At 55.6% G+C, this 20917-nt stretch carries 13 protein-coding genes; 1 reads left to right on the top strand and 12 read right to left on the bottom strand.

Translation table 11 applies throughout. The features are described 5' to 3' along the window. Positions 1-185 precede the first annotated feature (185 nt). The 3 genes from MYS68_RS02245 to MYS68_RS02235 all read right to left on the bottom strand — a co-directional run bounded on the left by MYS68_RS02245 (position 186) and on the right by MYS68_RS02235 (position 3144). Positions 186-1277, bottom strand: a complete 1092-nt coding sequence (locus MYS68_RS02245; RefSeq protein ID WP_248924262.1) for an NAD(P)H-dependent flavin oxidoreductase — start codon at positions 1275-1277, stop codon at positions 186-188. A 221-nt stretch (positions 1278-1498) separates the two neighbouring features. Further along, the gene (locus tag MYS68_RS02240) at positions 1499-2674 is read right to left on the bottom strand and encodes an MFS transporter (protein ID WP_248924261.1); all 1176 of its coding nucleotides are present in this window, start codon (positions 2672-2674) and stop codon (positions 1499-1501) included. Continuing rightward, positions 2671-3144: a DinB family protein gene (locus MYS68_RS02235; RefSeq protein ID WP_248924260.1), complete on the bottom strand. Its 474-nt coding sequence runs from the start codon at positions 3142-3144 to the stop codon at positions 2671-2673. The genes MYS68_RS02240 and MYS68_RS02235 overlap by 4 nt, the downstream gene beginning before the upstream one ends. Positions 3145-3344: 200 nt before the next feature. Between MYS68_RS02235 and MYS68_RS02230 the strand changes: the two genes are divergently transcribed. Further along, positions 3345-4256 carry a LysR family transcriptional regulator gene (locus MYS68_RS02230; RefSeq protein ID WP_248924259.1) on the top strand — a complete coding sequence of 304 codons (912 nt, stop codon included), beginning with the start codon at positions 3345-3347 and terminating at the stop codon, positions 4254-4256. Positions 4257-4325: 69 nt separating this feature from the next. Here the strand turns inward: MYS68_RS02230 and MYS68_RS02225 are convergent, their stop codons facing one another. The 9 genes from MYS68_RS02225 to MYS68_RS02185 all read right to left on the bottom strand — a co-directional run bounded on the left by MYS68_RS02225 (position 4326) and on the right by MYS68_RS02185 (position 20907). Beyond that, positions 4326-9854 carry an Ig-like domain-containing protein gene (locus MYS68_RS02225; protein ID WP_248924258.1) on the bottom strand — a complete coding sequence of 1843 codons (5529 nt, stop codon included), beginning with the start codon at positions 9852-9854 and terminating at the stop codon, positions 4326-4328. A gap of 338 nt (positions 9855-10192) precedes the next feature. After that, positions 10193-11125, bottom strand: coding sequence for a magnesium transporter MgtE N-terminal domain-containing protein (locus tag MYS68_RS02220; RefSeq protein ID WP_248924257.1), 933 nt, complete (start codon positions 11123-11125; stop codon positions 10193-10195). A gap of 465 nt (positions 11126-11590) precedes the next feature. After that, a complete protein-coding gene (metE, locus tag MYS68_RS02215) occupies positions 11591-13888 on the bottom strand; it encodes a 5-methyltetrahydropteroyltriglutamate--homocysteine S-methyltransferase (RefSeq protein ID WP_248924256.1) in 2298 nt (765 codons plus the stop codon). 101 nt (positions 13889-13989) lie between these two features. Further along, positions 13990-14898 (bottom strand): LysR family transcriptional regulator, encoded by a 909-nt coding sequence (locus MYS68_RS02210; RefSeq protein ID WP_248924255.1) that lies wholly within the window; start codon positions 14896-14898, stop codon positions 13990-13992. Positions 14899-15337: 439 nt separating this feature from the next. Then, a complete protein-coding gene (locus tag MYS68_RS02205; RefSeq protein ID WP_248924254.1) occupies positions 15338-15961 on the bottom strand; it encodes an SGNH/GDSL hydrolase family protein in 624 nt (207 codons plus the stop codon). Positions 15962-16096: 135 nt separating this feature from the next. Further along, a complete protein-coding gene (locus tag MYS68_RS02200; protein ID WP_248924253.1) occupies positions 16097-17827 on the bottom strand; it encodes a Rieske (2Fe-2S) protein in 1731 nt (576 codons plus the stop codon). A 122-nt stretch (positions 17828-17949) separates the two neighbouring features. Continuing rightward, complete coding sequence (locus MYS68_RS02195; protein WP_248924252.1) at positions 17950-18675, bottom strand: LutC/YkgG family protein; 726 nt, start codon at positions 18673-18675, stop codon at positions 17950-17952. Beyond that, positions 18668-20182, bottom strand: coding sequence for a LutB/LldF family L-lactate oxidation iron-sulfur protein (locus tag MYS68_RS02190; RefSeq protein ID WP_248924251.1), 1515 nt, complete (start codon positions 20180-20182; stop codon positions 18668-18670). The genes MYS68_RS02195 and MYS68_RS02190 overlap by 8 nt, the downstream gene beginning before the upstream one ends. After that, positions 20179-20907 (bottom strand): (Fe-S)-binding protein, encoded by a 729-nt coding sequence (locus MYS68_RS02185; protein ID WP_248924250.1) that lies wholly within the window; start codon positions 20905-20907, stop codon positions 20179-20181. The genes MYS68_RS02190 and MYS68_RS02185 overlap by 4 nt, the downstream gene beginning before the upstream one ends. Between the last annotated feature and the right edge of the window lie 10 nt (positions 20908-20917).

The raw sequence follows: 20917 nt of genomic DNA, 5'->3' as shown, positions 1-20917 counted from the left end.
TTTTGACCATGTTCCCCGCCAATCTATAACATAGCTTTGTACGGCCTCGCGACAAGTCCGGAGAACGCATTGGTTCCCCGCACCTTAATGCAAATCCTGTTCTTATCCGTGAGTCTTGCAATATGGATCTTTTACCTCCGTCATCGATCTGTGCGGAGTCGTGGCGGAGATTTTAATCGCGAAATTTAACCTCGGTCCTCTTCAACACGACTGCTAAAGTTTTGGATTAGATCCCGAGCCTGCTGTACGGTCATCTTCACTATTTCCGCAGCTGCACGGTCTGTCGCCAATCTGAGACCTTGGCCCGCCCAAAGCGACATGAACTCCGGGTTACTCGCTTTGGCCGCCGCCTGGCGAATGTCTCTCGTCATTGCATTTTGAATCGGGTAATCCGGAATGGTTCCCGGATAAGAACGCATGTCGCACATAAAATCGGTGCGAATGCCGCGCGCGGCTTTGCCCGAATATGCGTACGTGATTTCGGTGCAATCCTCATTTGATGCCGCGATCTTCCGTTTGTGCTCTGCGTGGGCTCCGCTCTCGGCACTTGCCAGGAAGGCGGTGCCCATCTGAACGGCGGAAGCTCCCAATGCCAGGCTGGCCACAAGCCCGCGTCCATCCATGATGCCGCCCGAAGCGATAACCGGCACCGATACATGATCGACAAGTTGTGGGACAAGTGCCATGGTGCCGATAAGCGCATCAAGAGCGTTTGTCAAGAATGTGCCGCGATGTCCTCCGGCTTCGCTGCCCTGAGCCACGATCACGTCTACCCCGGCCGCTTCCAGCCGGATGCCTTCCTCCACCGTCGTTGCCGTGCCGATGACGACGGTTCCGCGCCGTTTCATAGCTTCGATAACGTCCGTAGACGGTATGCCGAAGGTGAAGCTGAACACCGGCACATTCTCTTCCAGCAATACTTGCACCTGCTCCTCGAACGACTCTGCAAACTTCGGAATCGGCGAGCCGGGAGCGATACCCAGCTCTGCGCGATATTTATTAAGGTGCTCATTCATTTCCGCGATGATGTGTTCCGGCGTATTCGGCTGCTCCGGCACGAATAAATTGACGCCGAAGGGCCGGGATGTTTTTTGTTTGATTTCCTTGATCGCGCTGCGGATTTGTTCGGGCGTTAAGTAACCTGCACCCAGGCTGCCCAGCCCCCCGGCGTTTGAAACGGCAGCCACTAAATCGGGAGTCGTTGGCCCGCCGGCCATGGGCGCTTGAATAATCGGATATGGAATGCCGAGTTTACGCGTTAATTCGGTATTCAGCATCTTTGAACCTCCTGTAATGCGGTCTCCTCCTCATTTTATCATATTACTAACCTCGTGCGGCACCGCTTTGTAGAAGATCGTGAAACTAATGCAGTCATCCGACTAACCATTCGTTATTTTGTATGATTTTTCAGATACAATAGTTGGGACTGATGCAAAAATCCTTACCCAGAACCGTCGTTAAATCAAATCCGGCAAACCCACCCTCGATCATCGGCTTCTCATGAGGAAGCTGCGGACAGCACTTCATCGTGCCTTTCCCTCGCGAAGGAACGTACGGCCGTAAGAATAGCGAGCAATACGGCGATCCCTCCGATCCAACCCAAGTGAGCGGCGCCGGTACGCTCGATGACGATTCCTCCCGCAGCCGCGCCAAGCGCAATGCCAAACTGGAATACGGAAGTGTTGATGCTGACGGCAACATTCGCGGCGCCCGGTGCAAGGGAAATCAAATAACATTGAATGGCGGGTACAGTCGCCCATGCGGAAAGTCCCCAAACGACGATCATCAAAATCGCTCCGGCCGGCGAGGACGACAGCAGCGGAGAGAGCAGCAGAATCAAGGCGTGCACGGTCATTACGGCAATCAAAGTTTTGCCTATCCCCCATTTATCCGTTGCGTACCCGCCGAAACGAGTTCCGGCCGTGCCGCAAACGCCCATCAGCAGCATCATCCAACTGATCGATGCCAAACCCATGTGAGCGCGCTCCTGCAAATACGGGGCGAGATACGTGTAGCAAATCGAATAACCGAACACACAGAGGAAAGAGATGGCCAATGCTCCGATAATTTTGGATTGCTTGACGATCCCCGCTTGACTGCGTAAGGTCGCGTCCGCCCTGCCGGGCATCCGCGGAAGAAGCTTTGCCATCAAGACGAAAATAAGCGCGTTGAAAATCGCCAGCATGCCGAAGATCGATTCCCATCCCCAATGCCGCGCCATGAAGATGCCGAGGGGAACGCCAAGGACCAGCGATCCGCTGAACCCGACATGTACGTTGCCGATGGCGCTGCCCTGTCTTTCCGGTGCGGACAGTCCGGCCGCCGTTGTAAAGGCGGTTACGGCGAATACGCCCGTCGTTATCCCAAGCACGATGCGGGAGACCATCAATAATGCGCTGCTGTGACCGACCAGTGCGATGACGTTGCCCAAGACGGAAAAGGCCAAGGTTGCCAGCAGAAGTTTCTTGCGATCCGTTCTCGCCGTTAAAGCGATGACTACCGGCGATCCTACAGCGAAGGCGATGGAGAACACAGTCACAAGCTGGCCCGCCAATCCAACCGAAATTTGAAAATCGGACGCGATCAGATCGACGATTCCGACGATAACCAGTTCCGCCGTGCCCGCGAAAAATGCTCCCAACGCCAACAAGATGACGATGAACCGGGTATTCATATGTGCTCGCTTCCTTCCTTCATCCGGCTCGAAATGATGCCGAGGTGGATGGCTTCGTGCATCAAAGCGAAGTTGAACAACTCGCCGGAGGTCGTGAATTGGAACGGGCCCATAATAAACGGCGATTGCAGATTCATGTCCAGCATTTCCGGCGTCAGCTCGGATAGACGGGAGAGCTGTGCCATTAACATTTCGGTCAGCTCATCCTTCGAAGGCGGGGCAACCGTCCAATCCGCAGGTTTCGTTCCGGAGCCAAACAGCGCTTCATATTGAGGCGGAACTGCGGACGAAAATCCGAAACATAAACTGAAGTATTTATCCATCCAATAGACCATGTGACCGACGTTCCAACGAATCGTGTTATTGAAGCCTTTCGGTTGAATGTCGAATCGGTCCTCCGAAACGCCTTGAAGCTGCCCGATCACGATTTGACGCAGAACTTTCCCAGTACTAATAATCGATTTTGCCATGGTAAAACGCCTCCCGTTTAAGTTGTAATAAGTGTTTCGCTTTCATATCCAAAGTGTACCTTTCTCTCCGCGTAGCAACAATCACGAGATTCCGATACAATTGATCGGTTTTAGTAATGATTGATTGGTGGGCTTGGGATAAAACGGATCATCCTTTATAATGATGAACGGGGTTCGCTTATTGAGAGGGGTAGTGGGGAATGGAACTTAGACAACTCGAGTATTTTGCCGCCGTTTGTAAGGAAATGCATTTCTCGAGGGCGGCTGAGAATCTATGCACGACGCAGTCGAATCTGAGTCAGCAGATCAAGTTTTTGGAGAACGAACTCGGGATGCCGCTGTTCGATCGCATCGGCAAACGGATCGCGTTAACGGAGGCGGGTCACATTTTGCTGGAGCAATGTCAGATCATCTTCGAACGCATCGACTATATTAAGGGAGCGATTACGGATCTGAAGCAAATGGAAGGCGGCAGGCTGGACATCGGGATTCTTCCCGGAGACGGGGATTTGCTGTTTGATACGCTGTTGATCGATTTCCACCGGGCATATCCCAAGCTTTCCATTCGCGTTACGGAAACCGTGGATGTGTATGAGCAGGTTGTCGACGGCACAAGGGATCTTGGGGTTACCACTGTGCCTGCAAATCCGGACGATCGCATCTCCATCATCCCTTTGTTCCATGAGGAGTTTGCTTTGGCCATCCGCTCGGATCACCCCTTTGCGAAGTCAAAGGCGATCCCCTTCGAACAATTACAGCAGCTTAAGATGGTCATGTTCGGTCCCGAGCATCAGATTACGAAGGTCATCCATTGCTGCTGCCAGGAAAAAGGGATTTCATTGGACAACTCCATTGTAACCTCCACGTTATCGACGCTTCTGTCCTTAGTCGAACAAGGGATTGGAGCGGCAATTCTTCCGCGACTGCTGCTGGATTACTTGAAACGCGATAACATTTCGGCGGTAACGCTGCTGAGTCCTACCCCAAGTCAGGATATTTGCGTCATATATCGAACGGACAAATTTATGGGGCAAGCAGCCAAGTTGTTTATAGGCGAATTGCAGTCTTTCGTTCAAAGTATCATGGAGCAAACCAATCGGTCGTTGGGGTAATAAATGTTTAGACCGCCAAGCCGACTTGGCGGTCTAAGAAAAACCTCCGGACGGGAAATCTCCCGCCCCTTAACGAATTTGAATGCTGCCGCTGAATTTTTGCCCCCATACTTCTGCGACCGGGGTTCCTTCAGCAGCGCCTCCTTTCCAAATGACGACGGAAAGAACGGACGATTTCCCTGCTTTCCCCTTCGCGGTATCCATCGCCAAACGCACCGTATATTCAATGCCCTGCTCATTCCAAGCGCTGCCCTGCACAAAAGCGCTTGTACCTGCCGTTACGATCCAGTCGGGCTGCTTCATGAACAGGCGAAGCCCTTGCGGCTCGGCATGAATAGCTGCCAGCCCCAGCGGTTTTCCATTCAGCATATACCACTGGCCTTCGATATGGATCTTCTTCGCCTTGGCGCCGAAAATACCGGGCGGCACAGGAGCGTCGATGTTCCCGGCCACCTGAAGCGAACCGGTTTTGTCCGCATTAACGGCAAGCGTCGACTTCACCGCAGTCTCCTTATAATAAGGATTGGCGTCCAGGCCGGCGCTAACTTCGTACAATCCCGCAGGCAGGCTCGCAACGAGGCTCGCCCCGCCGTAAACGTCCGTCGTGACCGACTCGGAGCGGTAAGGTACCGCTGCTCCGTCCGTCTGCAGCTTCTTCACGTCGAACGTTATCGGCAATCCGCCGAGCTTACCCGGCCCGCCGGAAGTTTGCTCGCGGATGACCGCGGTGAGAGTCGTTTTCGCGCCGACCGAAGACGATGGCCCCGTATAGACGATGCTTGCGTCCGCTTTAGGAGATTCGGTAACCGTCACATTCGCGAGCGCTTTATACGTTGTGCCGGTTACGGTACCCTGCACCGAGAAGCTTCCGGGGGAAGCGTACTTGGCCGGATCTATCGCATCCCAAAGCACAGGCACCTGATTTGTCGTATTGTCGCTGTAAACCGCCGTTACGACCGAAGGCAGCACCGGCGCCGTTCCGGCCTTGGTCGTTACGCTGACCGGCGTTAGGCTTACGATGGCCGGGATCGGTGCAACCGCGGGCAAAGCTGGAGCCGAGAGCATGAATTTGCGGGAATACGGGTCCGTTCCTTTCGTTCTGACGGCAATTTGCGACACATCGGTTATATCGGCAGGAAGAACGCAGCTTGTTGCCGTCTCCGGCAGTTCCGCGAGCACTGCTGTGCCGTTATTTACGATGTAGCCCTCGCCGGAACCGCCCGCATCCCATTTCAGGACAGCGGCGGAACCTGCGGTTTCCACCCGAAGATGCTGCGGCGGGCTCGGCGCATTAAACACCTGAACCTGCGTCAGGCGCGGAGGGCCGGTAAGATCGGTTCCCGCATTGCCGCCCGATGCGTTTTCCACCGTTACTTTGATATATCTCGAATGATACGTTTTGCCAAGGTCGATCGGGTACGAACTATCCTCCGAATCCGTTCCTCCGTCGTTATTGCCTGTCGCAAACGTATATCCTTCGGACGTTCGTTTATCCACCTGCTTGAATGCCATCGCGTCAAATTCGGCAGCCGAAGAATGGTTCCCGAAATCTTCGGATACATAAACGGTTACGCCCTTTAACCGGGTCGATTTGGCGAAAAGCCGGATTTGGCTGAAATCCATATCCCGGCCCAGATCGACGACGAAGCTGCCTTTTCTCGCCCCATCCGTGCCGAGCCATGAATAATGACCGATTTGCTCCAGGCCGGTGACGTTCGTTACGTTCCATTTCGTCGGATCCTGCAGCACGCCGGTCGTCAGTTTGTCGGCGTTGCCGTATACGTTCGCGGTGGCGGACTGCAGCTGGATCGGGTTCGCGCCTTCCGTCGGCCCTACGTTATACGCCTTTTTGTTCAGGGCAAGATTGACGGCGGGTATACCGGATGCCAGCTTGCTTATCGTGATGTCCGCGAGCTTCAGCCGAACGTCGTAAGCCGAGTTGGTGCTGCCGTTGGAGCTGCGGTATATGCCCCATTTCGGACGCAAATATTGATCGAATGCGGCCGGATACTCCGTCTCGAAGCCGCCGCTTCGTTCCGGTCTTCTCCACAAGTCCTTCACTCCGTCGCCGGCCCCTTGATTAGGAAACACTTTATATACATCGGGACTGTCGAAGGTGTACACCTTGCCGGTTACCGTATCCGTGATCTTCACGGTAAGCCAGCCGGTATCGGAAATGAGCGCTTTCAGCTCGACCTTAATCCAGTGGCCGTCGATGTCTTTCAGCGGAATGGTCATCAGGTTCTTGTCGCCGTCATACCGGTTATGATTCACAACCAGATTGCGGGCGGTCGTTCCGGAAATCGACATGGCGAGAATGTACGCGCCGTTCTCTCCGCCGCTGTTGCCGCCGGGCAGCGTATCGGCAGCCTGGGCGTTCACCGCCTTGAGCTGGAATATATGCCGGAAATTAGGCTGGTTCCACTGGCTGCCGTCCGGAATGTTCCAAAGCCATTCATACGAGACCAGATCGCCTTCATGAGCGACAAAATCGCCGGTCGAATCCTCGCTTGGCCGGATTTCAATGCGCTGCCGGTCGTTGTATGCCGCACCGCCCGTTATATATCCTACGCTCGGGTCAAAATTGCCTTTATGCCCGTATTCGCCGTCGCGCACTTTGTCCAGGTATTCGTTATTCACGCCTCGGCCGTACTCCATGACCTCGAACACATATTTTTGCAGCGCGCTGTCCCAAACGCCTTTGATATGGTCGTCGGCAGCGGTTGCCCGGGGTTGGTCGCCGTAAAATTCGTGATAAGCGTTCCGTATCCGCTTGGTCACGCCTTCCACAGGTTCATCGGTGCCCATCGCCCCCCCTAAAATGTTGTAAGGAGATACGCCTTCTATGGCGTTCATCTTGATGGTTTTGCCGTTTTCTCCATAGCCGCGGGCCGTTACGTCCAACGCAAAAACGGACGGAGCGCCGTTGTTGAAATAAAACGTGAATTCATTCGTACCAAGCGGCAGCTTTGCCAGATATGCGGGCGAAAACGTAACGGTGTTGCCGGCCAGCGAGTAATCCGCATCCGGGCGAAGCGCCGTATCGCCCTTGGATATGCCCGTCAGCAACTGCCCTGCGGCAAGGTTTATGCTCGCCGTAACCGGCGCGGTTTGATCCCACGTGCTGTAGGTGCTTTTAGCCGGAGTGAGCGCAGTTTCGTTCGATACGGGATCTTTGCCGTAAATGGCCAAACCCGATAGGCCCATCACCGCATTCGCATCGTCGGCGCGCCTGTCGCGGGGACCGACCAGCACCGTATTGATCATGATATACCGGGCGGTAAACGGGAACAGGAACGTTTTCGTATCATACCCCCAGCTTTGCCCGTTGTACGTGACATAAGACCATAAGCCTTCCGTCTCCGTGCCGCCGGCCAGCGTCCAGCCGTTCGCCCTCCAGTCGTAATCGGTTGCCGTATCGGAAGCCGTAGGCGCACTCGCCCACGAATCGGGACTGTTCGAGTAATAGACCTCAAATCTGGTTGCGTTTTCTTGAATGTTGGAAATCGTGTTCGGTATTTCCAGATACAGCTTATCGATCGTTTTGGACGCGCCGAGATCAAGACTAAACGCCAGAGAGGATGGAGAATAGTCCGTTTTATAAACGTTCGAGCTTGAATTCCGCCAATACCCGCTTCCCTTCGTTTTCAGCGCGTCCGCTCCCGGATGATCGCCGGTTTCCGAGCTTACCTTCAGATTCACGCCCGCTTGCGGCGTAAAACGGGACGGATCCAGCAAATTGACCGATGGCGGACGAACATCCTGCAGGGTTACTTCGATGTAAGGCCGGATGTTTTTCGTATTTGTGATGCCGGAGCCGGCAAAATCGCCGTAAATCTTAAAAGTGCCCGTTTGATTGGAATCATAATCGGCCGAACTCCACATTACGTTCACCTTCTCCGTATTGCCCGTGCTCAAGGTGACGTCGAGCTGCGCCGGCAGGGGCAAGCTGCCAAACGGCGCGCCTTTGTACGCCGTAATCGCAGCCGGTCTTGCCCACGCCGCAACATTTTTCGGTTGAGCCTTCGGGTCCCAGCCGTCCGGAAAAACATAGCTGTTTTTATCCCTCTTGATCAGATAAACGTCGGACAAATACATCGTCGCGTTCTGGAATTCGTCGGCATATTCGGCATCTCCCGGGCCATTGTACATCCCCCGGTACAGCCCCCACTTGGAACGGTTTTGCTGGCCGTTCGCCGCGGGCAGGTCCGATCTTTCGAGCCGGCCCGTATCCGGGTTCGCCGCTTCGGGGCGCCGGTACGTCTCGGCCGTCATTCCGCCTTCGAACAGCACCTCCCCGCTTTCCAGGTCAACCAGCTTGCCGTAAATATAACCGCTGTCGGCCGTCAAAATCGTCACGTCAAAATCAAGCCAGCGGTCGACGATTTTTTCAAACGGAATCGTAAACAGCGGCTTTATCCGATCGGCATAGCTGCCGTCCGGATTGTTCCTGAATTCGAGCTGGCCCTTGCCTTCGCTTGAAACGAGCGACAGCGTCGCCACCGGCTGGCCGGCAGCGTTTCCGGCAATCTCTTTCATCTGGAAAATATGCCAGAACCGGTGCGGGACGATAAAATCGCCGGCATGCTTGTCGCCGACATCCTTTTGATACCGCAGCGTTTCGGACGGGAGCATAAGCCTCCAATGATTCGTCATAATGTCGCCGCCTACGCTGTTGGCATCGATATTGGATGTGCCGGTGTTGCTCTTGATCTCCAGCCTCTGGCGGTCGCTGCCTACCGCTCCGCGGTCGCCGTCGTCCCGGCTCACGCCGTCCGGTGTAACAAACGGATCAAACTCGTGAAACCGCAAAATGTCCGAGTTCAGCTTATCCGTGCCCGGCACGCCTGCAACGCCGTATTTCGCCAGCGCCGGCAAATCGTTTTTGCCGATCGTCTGCAGGTACATGTTGTCTCCGAGCCACGATGCATTCACCGTCGAAGCGAGCGGGTAATCGCCGTTCCGGTCATAGACGGATTCGTACCAGGCTTTGCCGCTGTAAGACGAAGGAACACCCGGGCCTTCCACAGACCCCGTCGTGCTGCCGCGCCCGATTTTCGACGCCCCCATCACGTCCCAGGCGTGTTCGCCCGCGTGAATATTCAGCGGCGAATACTTGTCATTCGCTCCGACTGTACCGGCCGGAGGGGAAGGTACGGGATCCACGCTTACTTTGATCGTATAGGTTTTGCTGTTCGTGCCGTTACTTTTATCGGTCACCTTCAAATAATATAACGTGGTGCCGTCCGGCGAAAACTGATCGAGCTTGGCGTCGCCTTTGTTAATGCCGCTTGCGGCAAAAGATATTGCCGTCGTTCCGTTGCTCCGGTAAAGTGCCGCAGCTGCGCCGGGGTTCGTCGTGACATTCAGCATTTGATACAAGGTGCCGTAAGGCAATGCGATATCGATAGTGGCAAGATCCGGATTCACGACGGCATGGGCGGGCTTATTTACGACGATACCGAGTAAATCGGAATGGTCCCCCTCGGCCGCATGAGCCGTCGATGCCGGAATTGCCGGCAGATTAAACAATGTAGATACGATGACCAAAGTAAGAAAGGAGTTGATCATTTTTTTTAACGGTCGCTTAAATAACATGAAGAATCTTCCTTTGCTGATAACGCTTACAGTAACGCGAATTGCTTTTTCCGGCCGCTCCTTCCGCCTCCCCCCGTTTGTTCGCATTCCGTCGTTCGCCTTCATCGCCTTCGCCTCGGCCCGTCCGAATCTTATCATACCGATTAATCCAAGATCTGGATATAAGGGAAGTTAACGCATTTTTGTCTGATTCTCATATTAAGCCGCAGAAGAACAAATCCCCCAAAAGTGGGGGACCCCCCGGTTATCCACAAAAATTAGCCATGCATAATTTCCTAAGCAAAAACAAAACGACTTCCCGGCCGCGCCTGGCGCATAGCCGAAAAGCCGTTTCCTTCTCATTCATTCAAAAGCTTGCTTGCGATTGTTGTCGCGTACTTCAACCCGTCCGGATTGGTCTTGGCGTTGCTCATGTCGGACAATATTTGGGCCCGGGCGTTCGAGTCCAACGCCTTCATAATGCCGATCGCCTTGGATTGGTTCGTGTTCATCAAATCCATGATCAGCAGAGCGGCGCTGTGTGTGGGCATCTGGCCGTATGTCTTGACAAGATCGTCAACCGATTTTTGCGAGGCGGGCAGCTTGTTCAGCCGCTCTTGAACATCCGTCGCGCTCGCCGTACTGTCCGGCGGAAAATCTTTCAGCGCCTGTGCCAGAGCCGCCGCCTGCTTCGGATCCATTTTGGCCAAAATATTGGAGCGCTGCTGCGTTTTCATCCCGATCATCGTAAATACCGCGTCTTTGGTGGACATCTCCGCGACGATGGCCGCGGCCTGCGACGGCTGCATTTTGGAAAATTCGCCGGCGATTTCATCCGTCTTTTGCTTGAATTGAGCCGCGCCGTCCGCCGCGTTCCCCGCTCCCTGGGCAGCGGTCGCGCCGGAGGCGGTCACGGAAGGCGCCGCAGAGCCGCCACCGCCCGGTGCGGAGGATGCGGTCCCCGCCGCAGTTGCCGCAGGCTGCGCCGCTCCATTGCCGGCCGCGGCTGTACCCGCAGCCGCTTTGCCTGCGGCGCCCTCTCCCGGCTGTCCCGCCGTATTCGCCGGAGGATCCGGCTTTTTGACCGCCCAATCGTAGCCGCTTTTGATCAATTCCCCCGCCGACTTGACCGCGCCTACGGCCGCGGTGGAGAAATCCTTGCTTTCGCCCTGCTTGACCAACAAAGCCCCGAAGCTTACTAATGCCAAGGTGAACACGAGAGGAATCAGTCCGAAATACACCATGCGTTCTCTGGTCGTCAGCTGTTGATGTTCGTTGTTTTCGTTCTCCATCACTATTCTCCTAAACATGTTGATTGTTCATGTTATTAATAGAATAAGTGATTTTCGCAGGCAAATCTACTTTTTTCCACATTATTTTACATCAATCGACACGTACCCGCTTGGACAACGGAAACCTCGATGGCATGTGTGACATGGATGCGGACCGGTAACGGTTGCTGCCGAGCTTAGTTGACTCAAAAACGGCAATTTTAAATCGTAACGGTTGTGGCAGAGCTTATTTCTCATCTTTTACACTCAAAACGATGAAAATTCACAAATAACCGCTCCGGCAACCGTTACCGTTATGAAATCACCATTTTTGGCCGCGATAAGCTCACCTGCAACCGTTACGCTTTGACCGCATGTACCGCTTGCACCGCATCAGCCGCAACCGTTACGCCTCGACCGAAAGTATCGCTTGTACCGCATGAGCCGCAACCGACCGCTGCACCGCCGCACCATGTAACGCCTGGTTCAACTTATATGGCCGGATGCCTTGTACTTCTCGCGGGCAATTCGCGCCGCTTCGACCATATTGCGCAAAGAAGCCGCCGTCTCTTCAATGCCGCGCGTTTTAAGTCCACAGTCCGGATTGATCCAGAACAGCTTCGGATCCAGCACGCGCAGGGCGCGATCGATCATGCCGTTCATTTCTTCAACCGGCGGGATGCGCGGACTGTGGATGTCGTATACCCCCAAGCCGATCCCCTGCCGATAGGTGTTCAATTCGAAGCTGTGAATCAGCTCGCCGTGACTGCGGGATGTCTCCAGCGATATCACATCCGCATCCATTTCCTTGATCGAGTCGATCATGTCATGGAAATCGCAATAACACATGTGGGTATGGATTTGCGTTGTTTCCTTCACCGTACAGGTAGCGATGCGGAACGCTTTGACGGCCCACTCCAAATACTTCGCCCGATCGCTCCTCTTGAGCGGCAATCCTTCACGCACGGCGGGCTCGTCAACCTGGATCATGCCGATACCCGCCCGCTCCAGAGCTTCGACTTCCTGCCTAAGCGCATAAGCCAATTGATACGCGATTTGCTCCCGCGTAATGTCTTCACGAACGAACGACCAATTCATCATCGTAACCGGTCCGGTCAGCATCCCTTTCACCGGGCGGTCGGTTCGGGACTGGGCATACGCGGTCTCTTCGACGGTCATCGCCCCTGTGTATGCTACGTCGCCATAAATGATCGGCGGTTTGACACATCGGGATCCGTACGATTGGACCCATCCGTTCTGCGTAAACGCAAAACCCGCAAGCTTCTCGCCGAAAAACTCCACCATGTCGGTTCGCTCGAATTCGCCGTGTACGAGCACATCCAGTCCGAGCTCCTCCTGAAGCCTGATCCAGATATCGATTTGCTCCCGGATAAATTCCCCGTACCGGCCGTCGCTCAGCTCGCCTTTGCGCCACATCTGACGGGCTTTGCGCACCTCTGCGGATTGCGGAAAACTGCCGATCGTCGTTGTCGGCAAAAGCGGCAGTTGCCATTTTTGCCGCTGAATGAGCTGCCGCTCTTCGAAAGGACGGCTGCGCTGGGCTTTTTGAGCGGCAATGGCCGATACGCGTTGATGAATGTCCGTGCGGTTTCGCCCGCCGGAACGCTCAAGCGTCCGATAGACGCGGTCGTTCTCGGCAAGTTTATCCGCTATGGCCGCTTCGCCTTGGGAAAGTGCTGTTGTCAGGACGACAAGCTCATCCAGCTTTTCGTCGGCGAAGGCAAGAGCATCCTTCAGCTCGGCCGGAAGCTTCGTCTCACGTTTTGCCGTGACCGGCACATGAAGCAGGCTGCATGAAGTTTGCAGAACGATCCGCTCCACCGCCACAACTTGAGACAGCTCCTGCAGCAGTTCCCATTTTTTGCGAAGCGGCGCTTTCCATACCCCTCGCCCGTCGATGATGCCCGCACCTAATAGCTTATCCTCCGGAAAACCCCATTGTTTAATCGACGACAGGTTGCCGCCGAGGCCGTGCACCAAATCGAGCCCGATACCTTTAACGGGCAGCCCCACGATATCGCGGTAGTACTCAACCGACTCAAAATACGTTTGCAGCATGATGTTCAAGTTCGGCGCACTCGCGGCAAACGTTTCATAAACGGTATAGAGCCGCCTGACGTCGGCCTCGGTCGGATTCGTTGCAAGAATGGGCTCGTCGATTTGAATCCACTGCACCCCTTCCTCCTCCAGCTCCCGAAGAACCTGCACATAGAGCGGAAGAATCCTGCTGAGCCAGCTGTCTATTTCCGATGCTTCATACCCTTTGCACAGCTTCAAAAAGGTGAGCGGGCCGACGAGAACAGGCCTGCCTTCCAGCCCCAGGTTCGCCTTCGCTTCCCGATATGCGATAAGGGGTTTGTTTTCGGTTAGCACCGGACGGACCCCTTCCAGTTCGGGAACGATGTAATGATAGTTCGTATTAAACCACTTCGTCATTTCGCTTGCTGCGGCATGCTCCGTTCCCCGGGCGATACCGTAATATACCGATAACGGCACTTTTTCCCCTTCAAAGGAAAAACGCTTCGGAATCACCCCGAACATGACCGCCGTATCCAGCATGTGATCGTAATAGCTAAAATCGTTGACCGGGATAAAATCGATGCCCTTCTCCCGCTGCTTTTGCAGGTGGCTCAGCCGAATTTCCCGAAGCTGTAAATGAAGCTCCGGTTCGCCCAGCTTGCCTGACCAAAACGCCTCCAGCGCCTTTTTCCATTCACGGTCCGCGCCGATTCGCGGATACCCCAATACGCCGCTTTTCGCCATCTTTTGTAAACCCCTTTGCTTTAATTGGATTACAATTAAGATAACACGGCGAAAAGGACACCCTGTAACTCCTATAAACTATACGCAGATATATTCAAAAGCTATAACCGGGTTACCGCCTGCCGAAGCGCCTCCACGTAAGCCTCGCCGAGCTTCGACAGCGCGGCATTCCGGTGAGCTATCCATCCCACATGGATCGTTTCCTCACAGTCCAAGGGCACGGGAATAATTTCGTTTCCGTTCAGATCGGCGCTCAGCACCCCCGTCGATATCGTGTAGCCGTTCAGACCGATCAGCAAATTAAACAGCGTCGCCCGGTCGTTGACACGAATGCTTTTTTTATGCGACAACGTGCTGAGAATCTCTTCGGAAAAATGAAAGGAGTTGTACTCTTCTCCCTGCTCAAAATACAGGTACGGATATTGCTGCAGCTCCTCCAGAGTCACGATCGATTGCTTGGCCAGAGGATTTTTGATGCTTATAAAAATATGCGGTTTGGCGGCGAATAAGCTGTGGAACTGCAGATTGGCGGCTTTGAGCAGCTTGTTGATGACTTTCTCGTTAAACTCGTTAAGGTAGAGGATGCCGATCTCGCTGCGCAGGCTTCTCACATCCTCGATAATCTCGTACGTTTTCGTCTCGCGTAAAGCCAGATCGTATTCCTCTTGACCATACTCCCGCACCAGATTCACAAACGCATTGACCGCGAAGGCATAGTGCTGCGTGGACACGGAAAAATGCTGCGGAGACGGCTTGGCGCTAAGGTAACGCATCTCCAGCAATTCCGCCTGCTCGACGACCTGCCTGGCGTATCTTAGAAATTCAACACCCTCTTTAGAGAGCGAGATCCCTTTATTGGATCTTTCAAAAATCGTAATCTGCAGTTCATCTTCCAAATCCCTGATCGCATTGGAAAGACTGGGCTGGGATATGAACAATCTTTTGGCGGCTTCGTTAATCGAGCCCCGGTTCACGACCTCGATCACGTACTTTAACTGCTGCAATGTCAAAAAAACTCACCTCTACGATAGCGGAAAGGTTGGGCTCACTTCCAAACTCAATTGTATCCCATAAAGCATTGAATGGATATAGATGCTGCAATTTCAGGTGAAGAGCAGCGGTGAGTTCCGTTAGTAGCAAGATACTTGAACAGAACATTACAGGTGCGGCGGACGGTTTCGGCTATTGCGTAAACGAGGCACAGTGGTGTAACGGTTGCAGGTGAGCTTAAAGGGGCCGAATGGGTGATTTCGGAGCGGTAACGGTTGCCACAGTCGTTATTTGTGAACTTTCATCGAATGGAGAGATACAAGATGAGAAATAAGCTCTGCCACAACCGTTACAATGTAAAAATGACGTTTTTGAGCTAAATAAGCTCAGCGGCAACCGTTAGCCTGCTTGTATACATAGAGCGGAAATGTCAGGAAACGGTTCCCGTTGAAAAGGATGTTATAGATTCGACAAAAAAGCGATCGCCAGCTCGGCGATCCGCCGATGACCCGCTTCGTTCGGGTGAAGCCGGTCGGAGGTAAAATAATCCAGCGTCAGCTTGGAGAAGCCGCTGGTCGCGTATAAATCCAGCACGGGAAGCGCGTATACCCGAGCGATCTGGTGCACCGCCTCCACATAATCCGCAAGCCGGTGACCGGCCCCGTTGGCGGAGTAAATGTCGTACCCGTCCTTGTCGCGCTGCAGCGGAGTCCACAGGTTAAGGCGGCATGCCGGATTCAGCGTCAGCAAATGCTCGATCAAAGCCTGATAAGCCCCGATAAAGGTGAACACGTCGAACGGGCCTCCGACCGGTCTTAGCTGACCGATCGGCTTGTTCAGCCGATAGTCGTTCGTGCCGGCAAAAACGGTCGCACAGTCAGCCGCTTCCGTAATGGACATGCCGACGCGCACGGTGGAACCTTCGTCCCGTTCGCCGCCGGCGGTCATGGAGCAGCCGCCCCGGGCCAGATTTCGCAAGCTCGCGAAGCCGAGCGTTTCCAAAACCAGCGGCTGATATCCGTTCGCAGCCGTGATGCTGTCTCCCAGCGTACACCAACTTCTTCCCTTCCATTTATCCGTCAATGTACCGTCCCCTCCTTTTCCGGCATGCGGGTTCGCTAAAAGCGGGTGCCGCATGCGCCGAATCAGGATCAGAATACATTCCGCGCCGGGACATGTTCAAGTTTAACTTTGCCTTCACTCAAACTGCAGCCGCAGCTACTCTTCCTCGAACAATTTTTCGCCGCGGGACAAACGCCATGCAATCTTGGCCGTATGCGGCAGCTCCCGTGCGCTTGGAGCGTGAGCCGCCAAATACCGGGCGCAGGCAATCAGGCAAGTCTCCTTGGCCTGATCTGCAAATGCATCGGAACGATCCGCCCAATGGTCATACTCGGAAACTACAGCCTCGTAGAGCTGAAACGTGTGAAACTCGGCGTCCTCGCGAAGCAGAGCAAGGCCCAATGTGCCGAGCAGAGCCTGAGGGTCCTGCCGCCGGCCGAGGTAACCCGCTACCCAGCTCGCGGCCTCGTCAATCTGCTGCCTGCGGTCCATAAGCTCCAGCAGTTCCTCCGGGGCGAAGCTGAAGCCGCTTGCGGGTTTCGGCTTCGGCGCCCGCGGCACATTAAGAAAACGGTCATGGTATATGGCCATCGCCCCGTAATAGAGCGCCCGATTCAGAAGCGGCTCCTTGGAGCGGCGCAGCCGTTCGTGCACCGCGTGAGCGTAGGTGAAGGTATGAAGGACGGCCACCCAGTCGCCGAACTCGTTTTGCGTATGGAATCGAACGATCCGCTCGGCCGCCGCCAGGCAGATCAGCTGCGCCAAACGTTCCGGCGCCGCTCCGCCCAGCAAAAGCCGGGTTAACCGATCGACCGTCTCGATCGGCCTGTCGCTGAGCAGCTGGTCTACAAAAGCCTGCTCGTCAAGCTGAACGGAATGCTCCGGGTCTGCAGGCTCCCGCAGCCTCTCAAAAGCTTGCCGCAGCGGAGTTACCAAATCGACCGGCGCCTGCCAGTGATGAAGCTCCTCGCTGCGGGTCGGCGAACCGACGAGCGGGACAAGCGACGCGAGAATCGGCTCGGTGAGCGCAGCACCCAAGCTTTCCAGCGCCTCGAAAGCTTTATTATGAAAATCGAACGTATGGCCGCCGTCCAAATAAAAATGATCCGTCACCGAAATCAGCATCATGTCCGCCAGTTGTTCGGGAGAAGCGCCGTTTGCAATTGCCGTCAGGAGCACCTTCTCCGCGCCTTGGGTATCGCGCACCTCGACACAGCTGCGGTACCACTCCATCAGTCTTTCCATAGGAGCCGGCGAAGGAGGCAATGCGCCGAGCAGGTGACGTGGAGCCCGGCCGGAGCTGGCTCTGGCCACGTGAACCAAACCGTGATACAAGGCAAGAATTCGTCCCGACGTATCGAGTTTGGGCAGCACGTTTCTCATCGCCGTCAAGATCGTCAGGCCGGCTCCCCAGCCGCTTCCTTGCGACGTACCGAACGCAACGCCGATACGGACGATTTCATCCGCAGGTACTCCGGATTCGACCAAACCGACGACCGCCTTGGCGATCACGATGCCGATGTTCTGCTCGAGACCTTCCTGCAAACGGCGTTTAAGCTTTTCGGCGTTGCCGGCGTTCCGCGGTTTCGAGCTGACCCAGACTTCCTCATCCTCAACTTTGACGTCGTAAGCCGGCACGTCGTCCGCCCATGGATCAAGCGTCCCGCCGCTGCAAATGTCAAAGCGCGCATGATGCCAGTGGCATGTCAAAATGCCGTCGCAAACGCTTCCCAAATGAAGCGGAAAGCCGAGATGGGGACATCGATTGTCTACCGCCCTGACCTCATCCTCGTGGTAAAAAACGGCGATGCCTCCTTTGATGACTTTGGAGCGCACCTGCTTCAGCTCCTCCAAAGCACCCGCGTTAATCCATTCCTGCGTGCTCATTTGTATCGCCTCCTCCTCCATGTTTTTCCATCCCCTTCATTATACAATATTTAGGCGAACTTAAGACAAAAAAACCAATGCGCGCCTGCACAAGCAAGCTGCATTGGTTTGATTGGGGGATGTCAGCCGACAATCAGCGCATACACGATGCCGGGGCCGTGCACCCCGATCGTCAGGTCGTTTTCGATATCCGCCGAGCGGCTCGGGCCGGAGATGAAGTGAATTCCCGCCGGGAGATTTTCCCGGCCCATCCGGTCGAACTCCGGCAAAATTTCGCCGAGCCGCGTTTTAAGCCGCTCCACCGGGATAATCGCAAACAGTACGGTGGGTAGCAGGCTGACGGAACGCCCTTTCGTCTTGGCCGACAGAACCGTGATGGAGCCGGTATACGCCGCGGCGTAATCGGCCAGCACGACGCCGAAGTCGGATTCCGCGGCGCGCGCTTTCCAATCCTCGCCCGGGTCCTCGTTCCATACCGAGATGCGGGCCGACGGAATGGCCGCTTCCAGCCCCAGATCGGCCAGCTCCTGCTGGTCCTGGCGAAGCACGTACTTCGCCCCCATCTCCTCCGCTTTGCCTGCGATGAAATCCTTCACTTCTTCCATCGAAGCGAGCCGGTGTGCGTGTCCGCCGACGGCTTTGAAATTTTCGATAAACTTCGAGATCCGTTCCTCTACAGGCCATTCAAACGAGTTCCAAAAATCCGGCGCACCCCGAAACGGGCGTTTAGGCGGCTCCGTTACGCGCGGACGGTTCAGCTTGCCTGCGATAAAGTTCATGAACTCCTGCTGCTTCGCGCGGGATTCGCGCTCCAGCCGTTCCAGCAGTTCCTTATGCGTCTCAGCCATGATGTCCGCCGCCTCCTTTGCCGCGCTGCTTCAAAATTTCTTCCATGCGCGCCTTGATCTCGGGAGCCATCTGTTGGCCGGCTCCCGCGGTCTCGCTTTTCAGCTCGTCCCACTTCTCGCGGAACGACTTGCTCGCAAGCGTCGGCGCCACGCGATAGCTGTTCCAGCCCTTCAGCGGGCCGAGCTTCAGCCGGATGCCGCCGTTTTGCGCCACCAGCTTCTGGCCGATTTGCCCGAGCTTGACCGCCGCTTTCATTACGCCGGCTTTGCCGGCCGCCGCCGAGAAGCCCTTCATGCCGATCGTCTCCAGCGTGTTGCCGTAACCGGCCTCCACCTTGCGGCGCCGCAAATAAACGAGCATTTCATGCAGCGGGATTTTGACCGGGCAAGCCTCGTAGCAGGCGCCGCACAAACTCGAGGCGTTGGCGATATCGTCCCATTCCGCCACGTTTTTCTGCAGGGCCGGCGTCAGTACCGCCCCGATCGGTCCGCTGTACGTGCCGCCGTAGGCGTGTCCGCCGATATGCCGGTACACCGGGCAAGCATTGAGGCAAGCGCCGCAGCGGATGCAGTTGAGCAGCTCCTGGAACTCCGGATCGCCGAGCTGGTTGGAGCGCCCGTTGTCGACGATGATGATGTGCATTTCCTCCGGACCGTCCGCATCTTCCTCACGCCCCGGTCCGGTGATGCCGGACATGTACACGGTCAGCTTCTGCCCGGTCGCCGAGCGCGGCAGAAGTGTGGCCATGACCTCAAGATCGGTCCAGGAAGGAATGATCCGCTCCATGCCCATCAGCGTAATTTGCGTCTTCGGTACGGTCGTGACCATACGCGCGTTGCCTTCGTTTTCGAACAGCACCATCGAGCCGGTCTCGGCAATCGCAAAGTTGCAGCCGGTCATGCCGATGTCGGCCTCGAGGAACTTTTCGCGCAGCTTTTTGCGGACGAAACCGGCGAGGATGGTCGTATCGGCTTCCAGCTTCTCGCCCGCTTCCTTCGACAGCAGCTCCGCGATCTGGTAGCGGTTCTTGTGGATCGCCGGGATGATGATATGCGACGGCGTTTCCCCGGCGAGCTGGATAATATATTCGCCCAGATCGGTCTCGATCGCTTCGACGCCGATCCCCTCCAGCGCATGGTTCAGGTGAAGCTCCTCGGACACCATCGATTTGGACTTGACGACGGACTTCGCCGCCTTGCTTTGCGCGATGGACAGCGCGATTTTGACCGCATCCGCCCCGGTGGCCGCAAAATGCACATGAACCCCGTTCGCCCGCGCGTTGTCCACGAACAGATTCAAATAATAATCGAGATGCGCGATCGTATGCAGGCGGATTTGCCGGCCGCGCTCGCGCCACTCGTCCCAATTGCCGTGCTGCTCCGCCGCGGCGATTTTGCCGGTGCGCAGCCGCTCGGTCGTAAATTTCACCGCTTTGCGCAGAAAATCGTCGTTGAGCGCCAGATTCGCCCTTTCCTTGACGCTGCCTTTCGCTTTTGCCGCACTCATGCCTGCTTCACTCCTTCGTATAAAAGCTCAGCCAAATGCATGACGCGGACCGGTTCGTTCCGGTACCGCAGGTTGCCGGCGATATTCATCAGGCAGGCCATGTCCAGGCCGACGAGCACTTCCGCTTCCGTTTCCTTGATATGATCGACCTTCTCGGTCACCATCGCGCCGGAAATATCGGCCATCTTCACCGCAAACGTGCCGCCGAAGCCGCAGCAGTCCTGGGCGTAAGGCAGCGGAATGAATTCCAGCCCTTCCACGTGCTGAAGCAGCTCCATCGGCTCGTCTTTGACGCCGAGCAGCCGGCTGCCGTGGCAGGAAGGATGGTAGGTCACCTTATGCGGAAATTTCGCGCCAAGGTCCTTCACGCCGAGAACGTGGATGAGAAACTGCGTGAACTCATACGTTTTCTCCTGCAGGCGGACCGCCTTGTCCAAATAAGCCGGCTCGTCCTTAAACAGCTCGGGATAGTGATGAATCATATAAGTGCACGAGCCGGAAGGAGAGACGACAAAGTCGCTGTCCTCGAACGCGTCCAGGATCGTACGCGCCGTCGTGCGCGCCTCGTCCCAATACCCGCTGTTGTAGGCGGGCTGCCCGCAGCACGTTTGCACGCGCGGAAATTCGAGCTCCACCCCGTAGCGAGCCAGAAGCCGAACCATCGCTTCGCCTACGCGAGGATAGACGGCATCGCTTAAGCAAGTGATAAACAAGGAGACTTTCATGTTGCTGTAC

This window comes from Paenibacillus hamazuiensis (assembly GCF_023276405.1).
GTDB classification, from domain to species: domain Bacteria; phylum Bacillota; class Bacilli; order Paenibacillales; family NBRC-103111; genus Paenibacillus_AF; species Paenibacillus_AF hamazuiensis.
This window is presented reverse-complemented; position numbering and strand designations above follow the sequence as displayed.

Bases quoted from the DNA above. Each gene is read 5' to 3' on its own strand.
- MYS68_RS02200 (WP_248924253.1), bottom strand. From the start codon at position 17,827: ATGAGCACGCAGGAATGGATTAACGCGGGTGCTTTGGAGGAGCTGAAG.
- MYS68_RS02245 (WP_248924262.1), bottom strand. From the start codon at position 1,277: ATGCTGAATACCGAATTAACGCGTAAACTCGGCATTCCATATCCGATT.
- MYS68_RS02230 (WP_248924259.1), top strand. From the start codon at position 3,345: ATGGAACTTAGACAACTCGAGTATTTTGCCGCCGTTTGTAAGGAAATG.
- MYS68_RS02220 (WP_248924257.1), bottom strand. From the start codon at position 11,125: ATGGAGAACGAAAACAACGAACATCAACAGCTGACGACCAGAGAACGC.
- MYS68_RS02190 (WP_248924251.1), bottom strand. From the start codon at position 20,182: ATGAGTGCGGCAAAAGCGAAAGGCAGCGTCAAGGAAAGGGCGAATCTG.
- metE (WP_248924256.1), bottom strand. From the start codon at position 13,888: ATGGCGAAAAGCGGCGTATTGGGGTATCCGCGAATCGGCGCGGACCGT.
- MYS68_RS02195 (WP_248924252.1), bottom strand. From the start codon at position 18,675: ATGGCTGAGACGCATAAGGAACTGCTGGAACGGCTGGAGCGCGAATCC.
- MYS68_RS02185 (WP_248924250.1), bottom strand. From the start codon at position 20,907: ATGAAAGTCTCCTTGTTTATCACTTGCTTAAGCGATGCCGTCTATCCT.
- MYS68_RS02240 (WP_248924261.1), bottom strand. From the start codon at position 2,674: ATGAATACCCGGTTCATCGTCATCTTGTTGGCGTTGGGAGCATTTTTC.
- MYS68_RS02225 (WP_248924258.1), bottom strand. From the start codon at position 9,854: ATGTTATTTAAGCGACCGTTAAAAAAAATGATCAACTCCTTTCTTACT.
- MYS68_RS02235 (WP_248924260.1), bottom strand. From the start codon at position 3,144: ATGGCAAAATCGATTATTAGTACTGGGAAAGTTCTGCGTCAAATCGTG.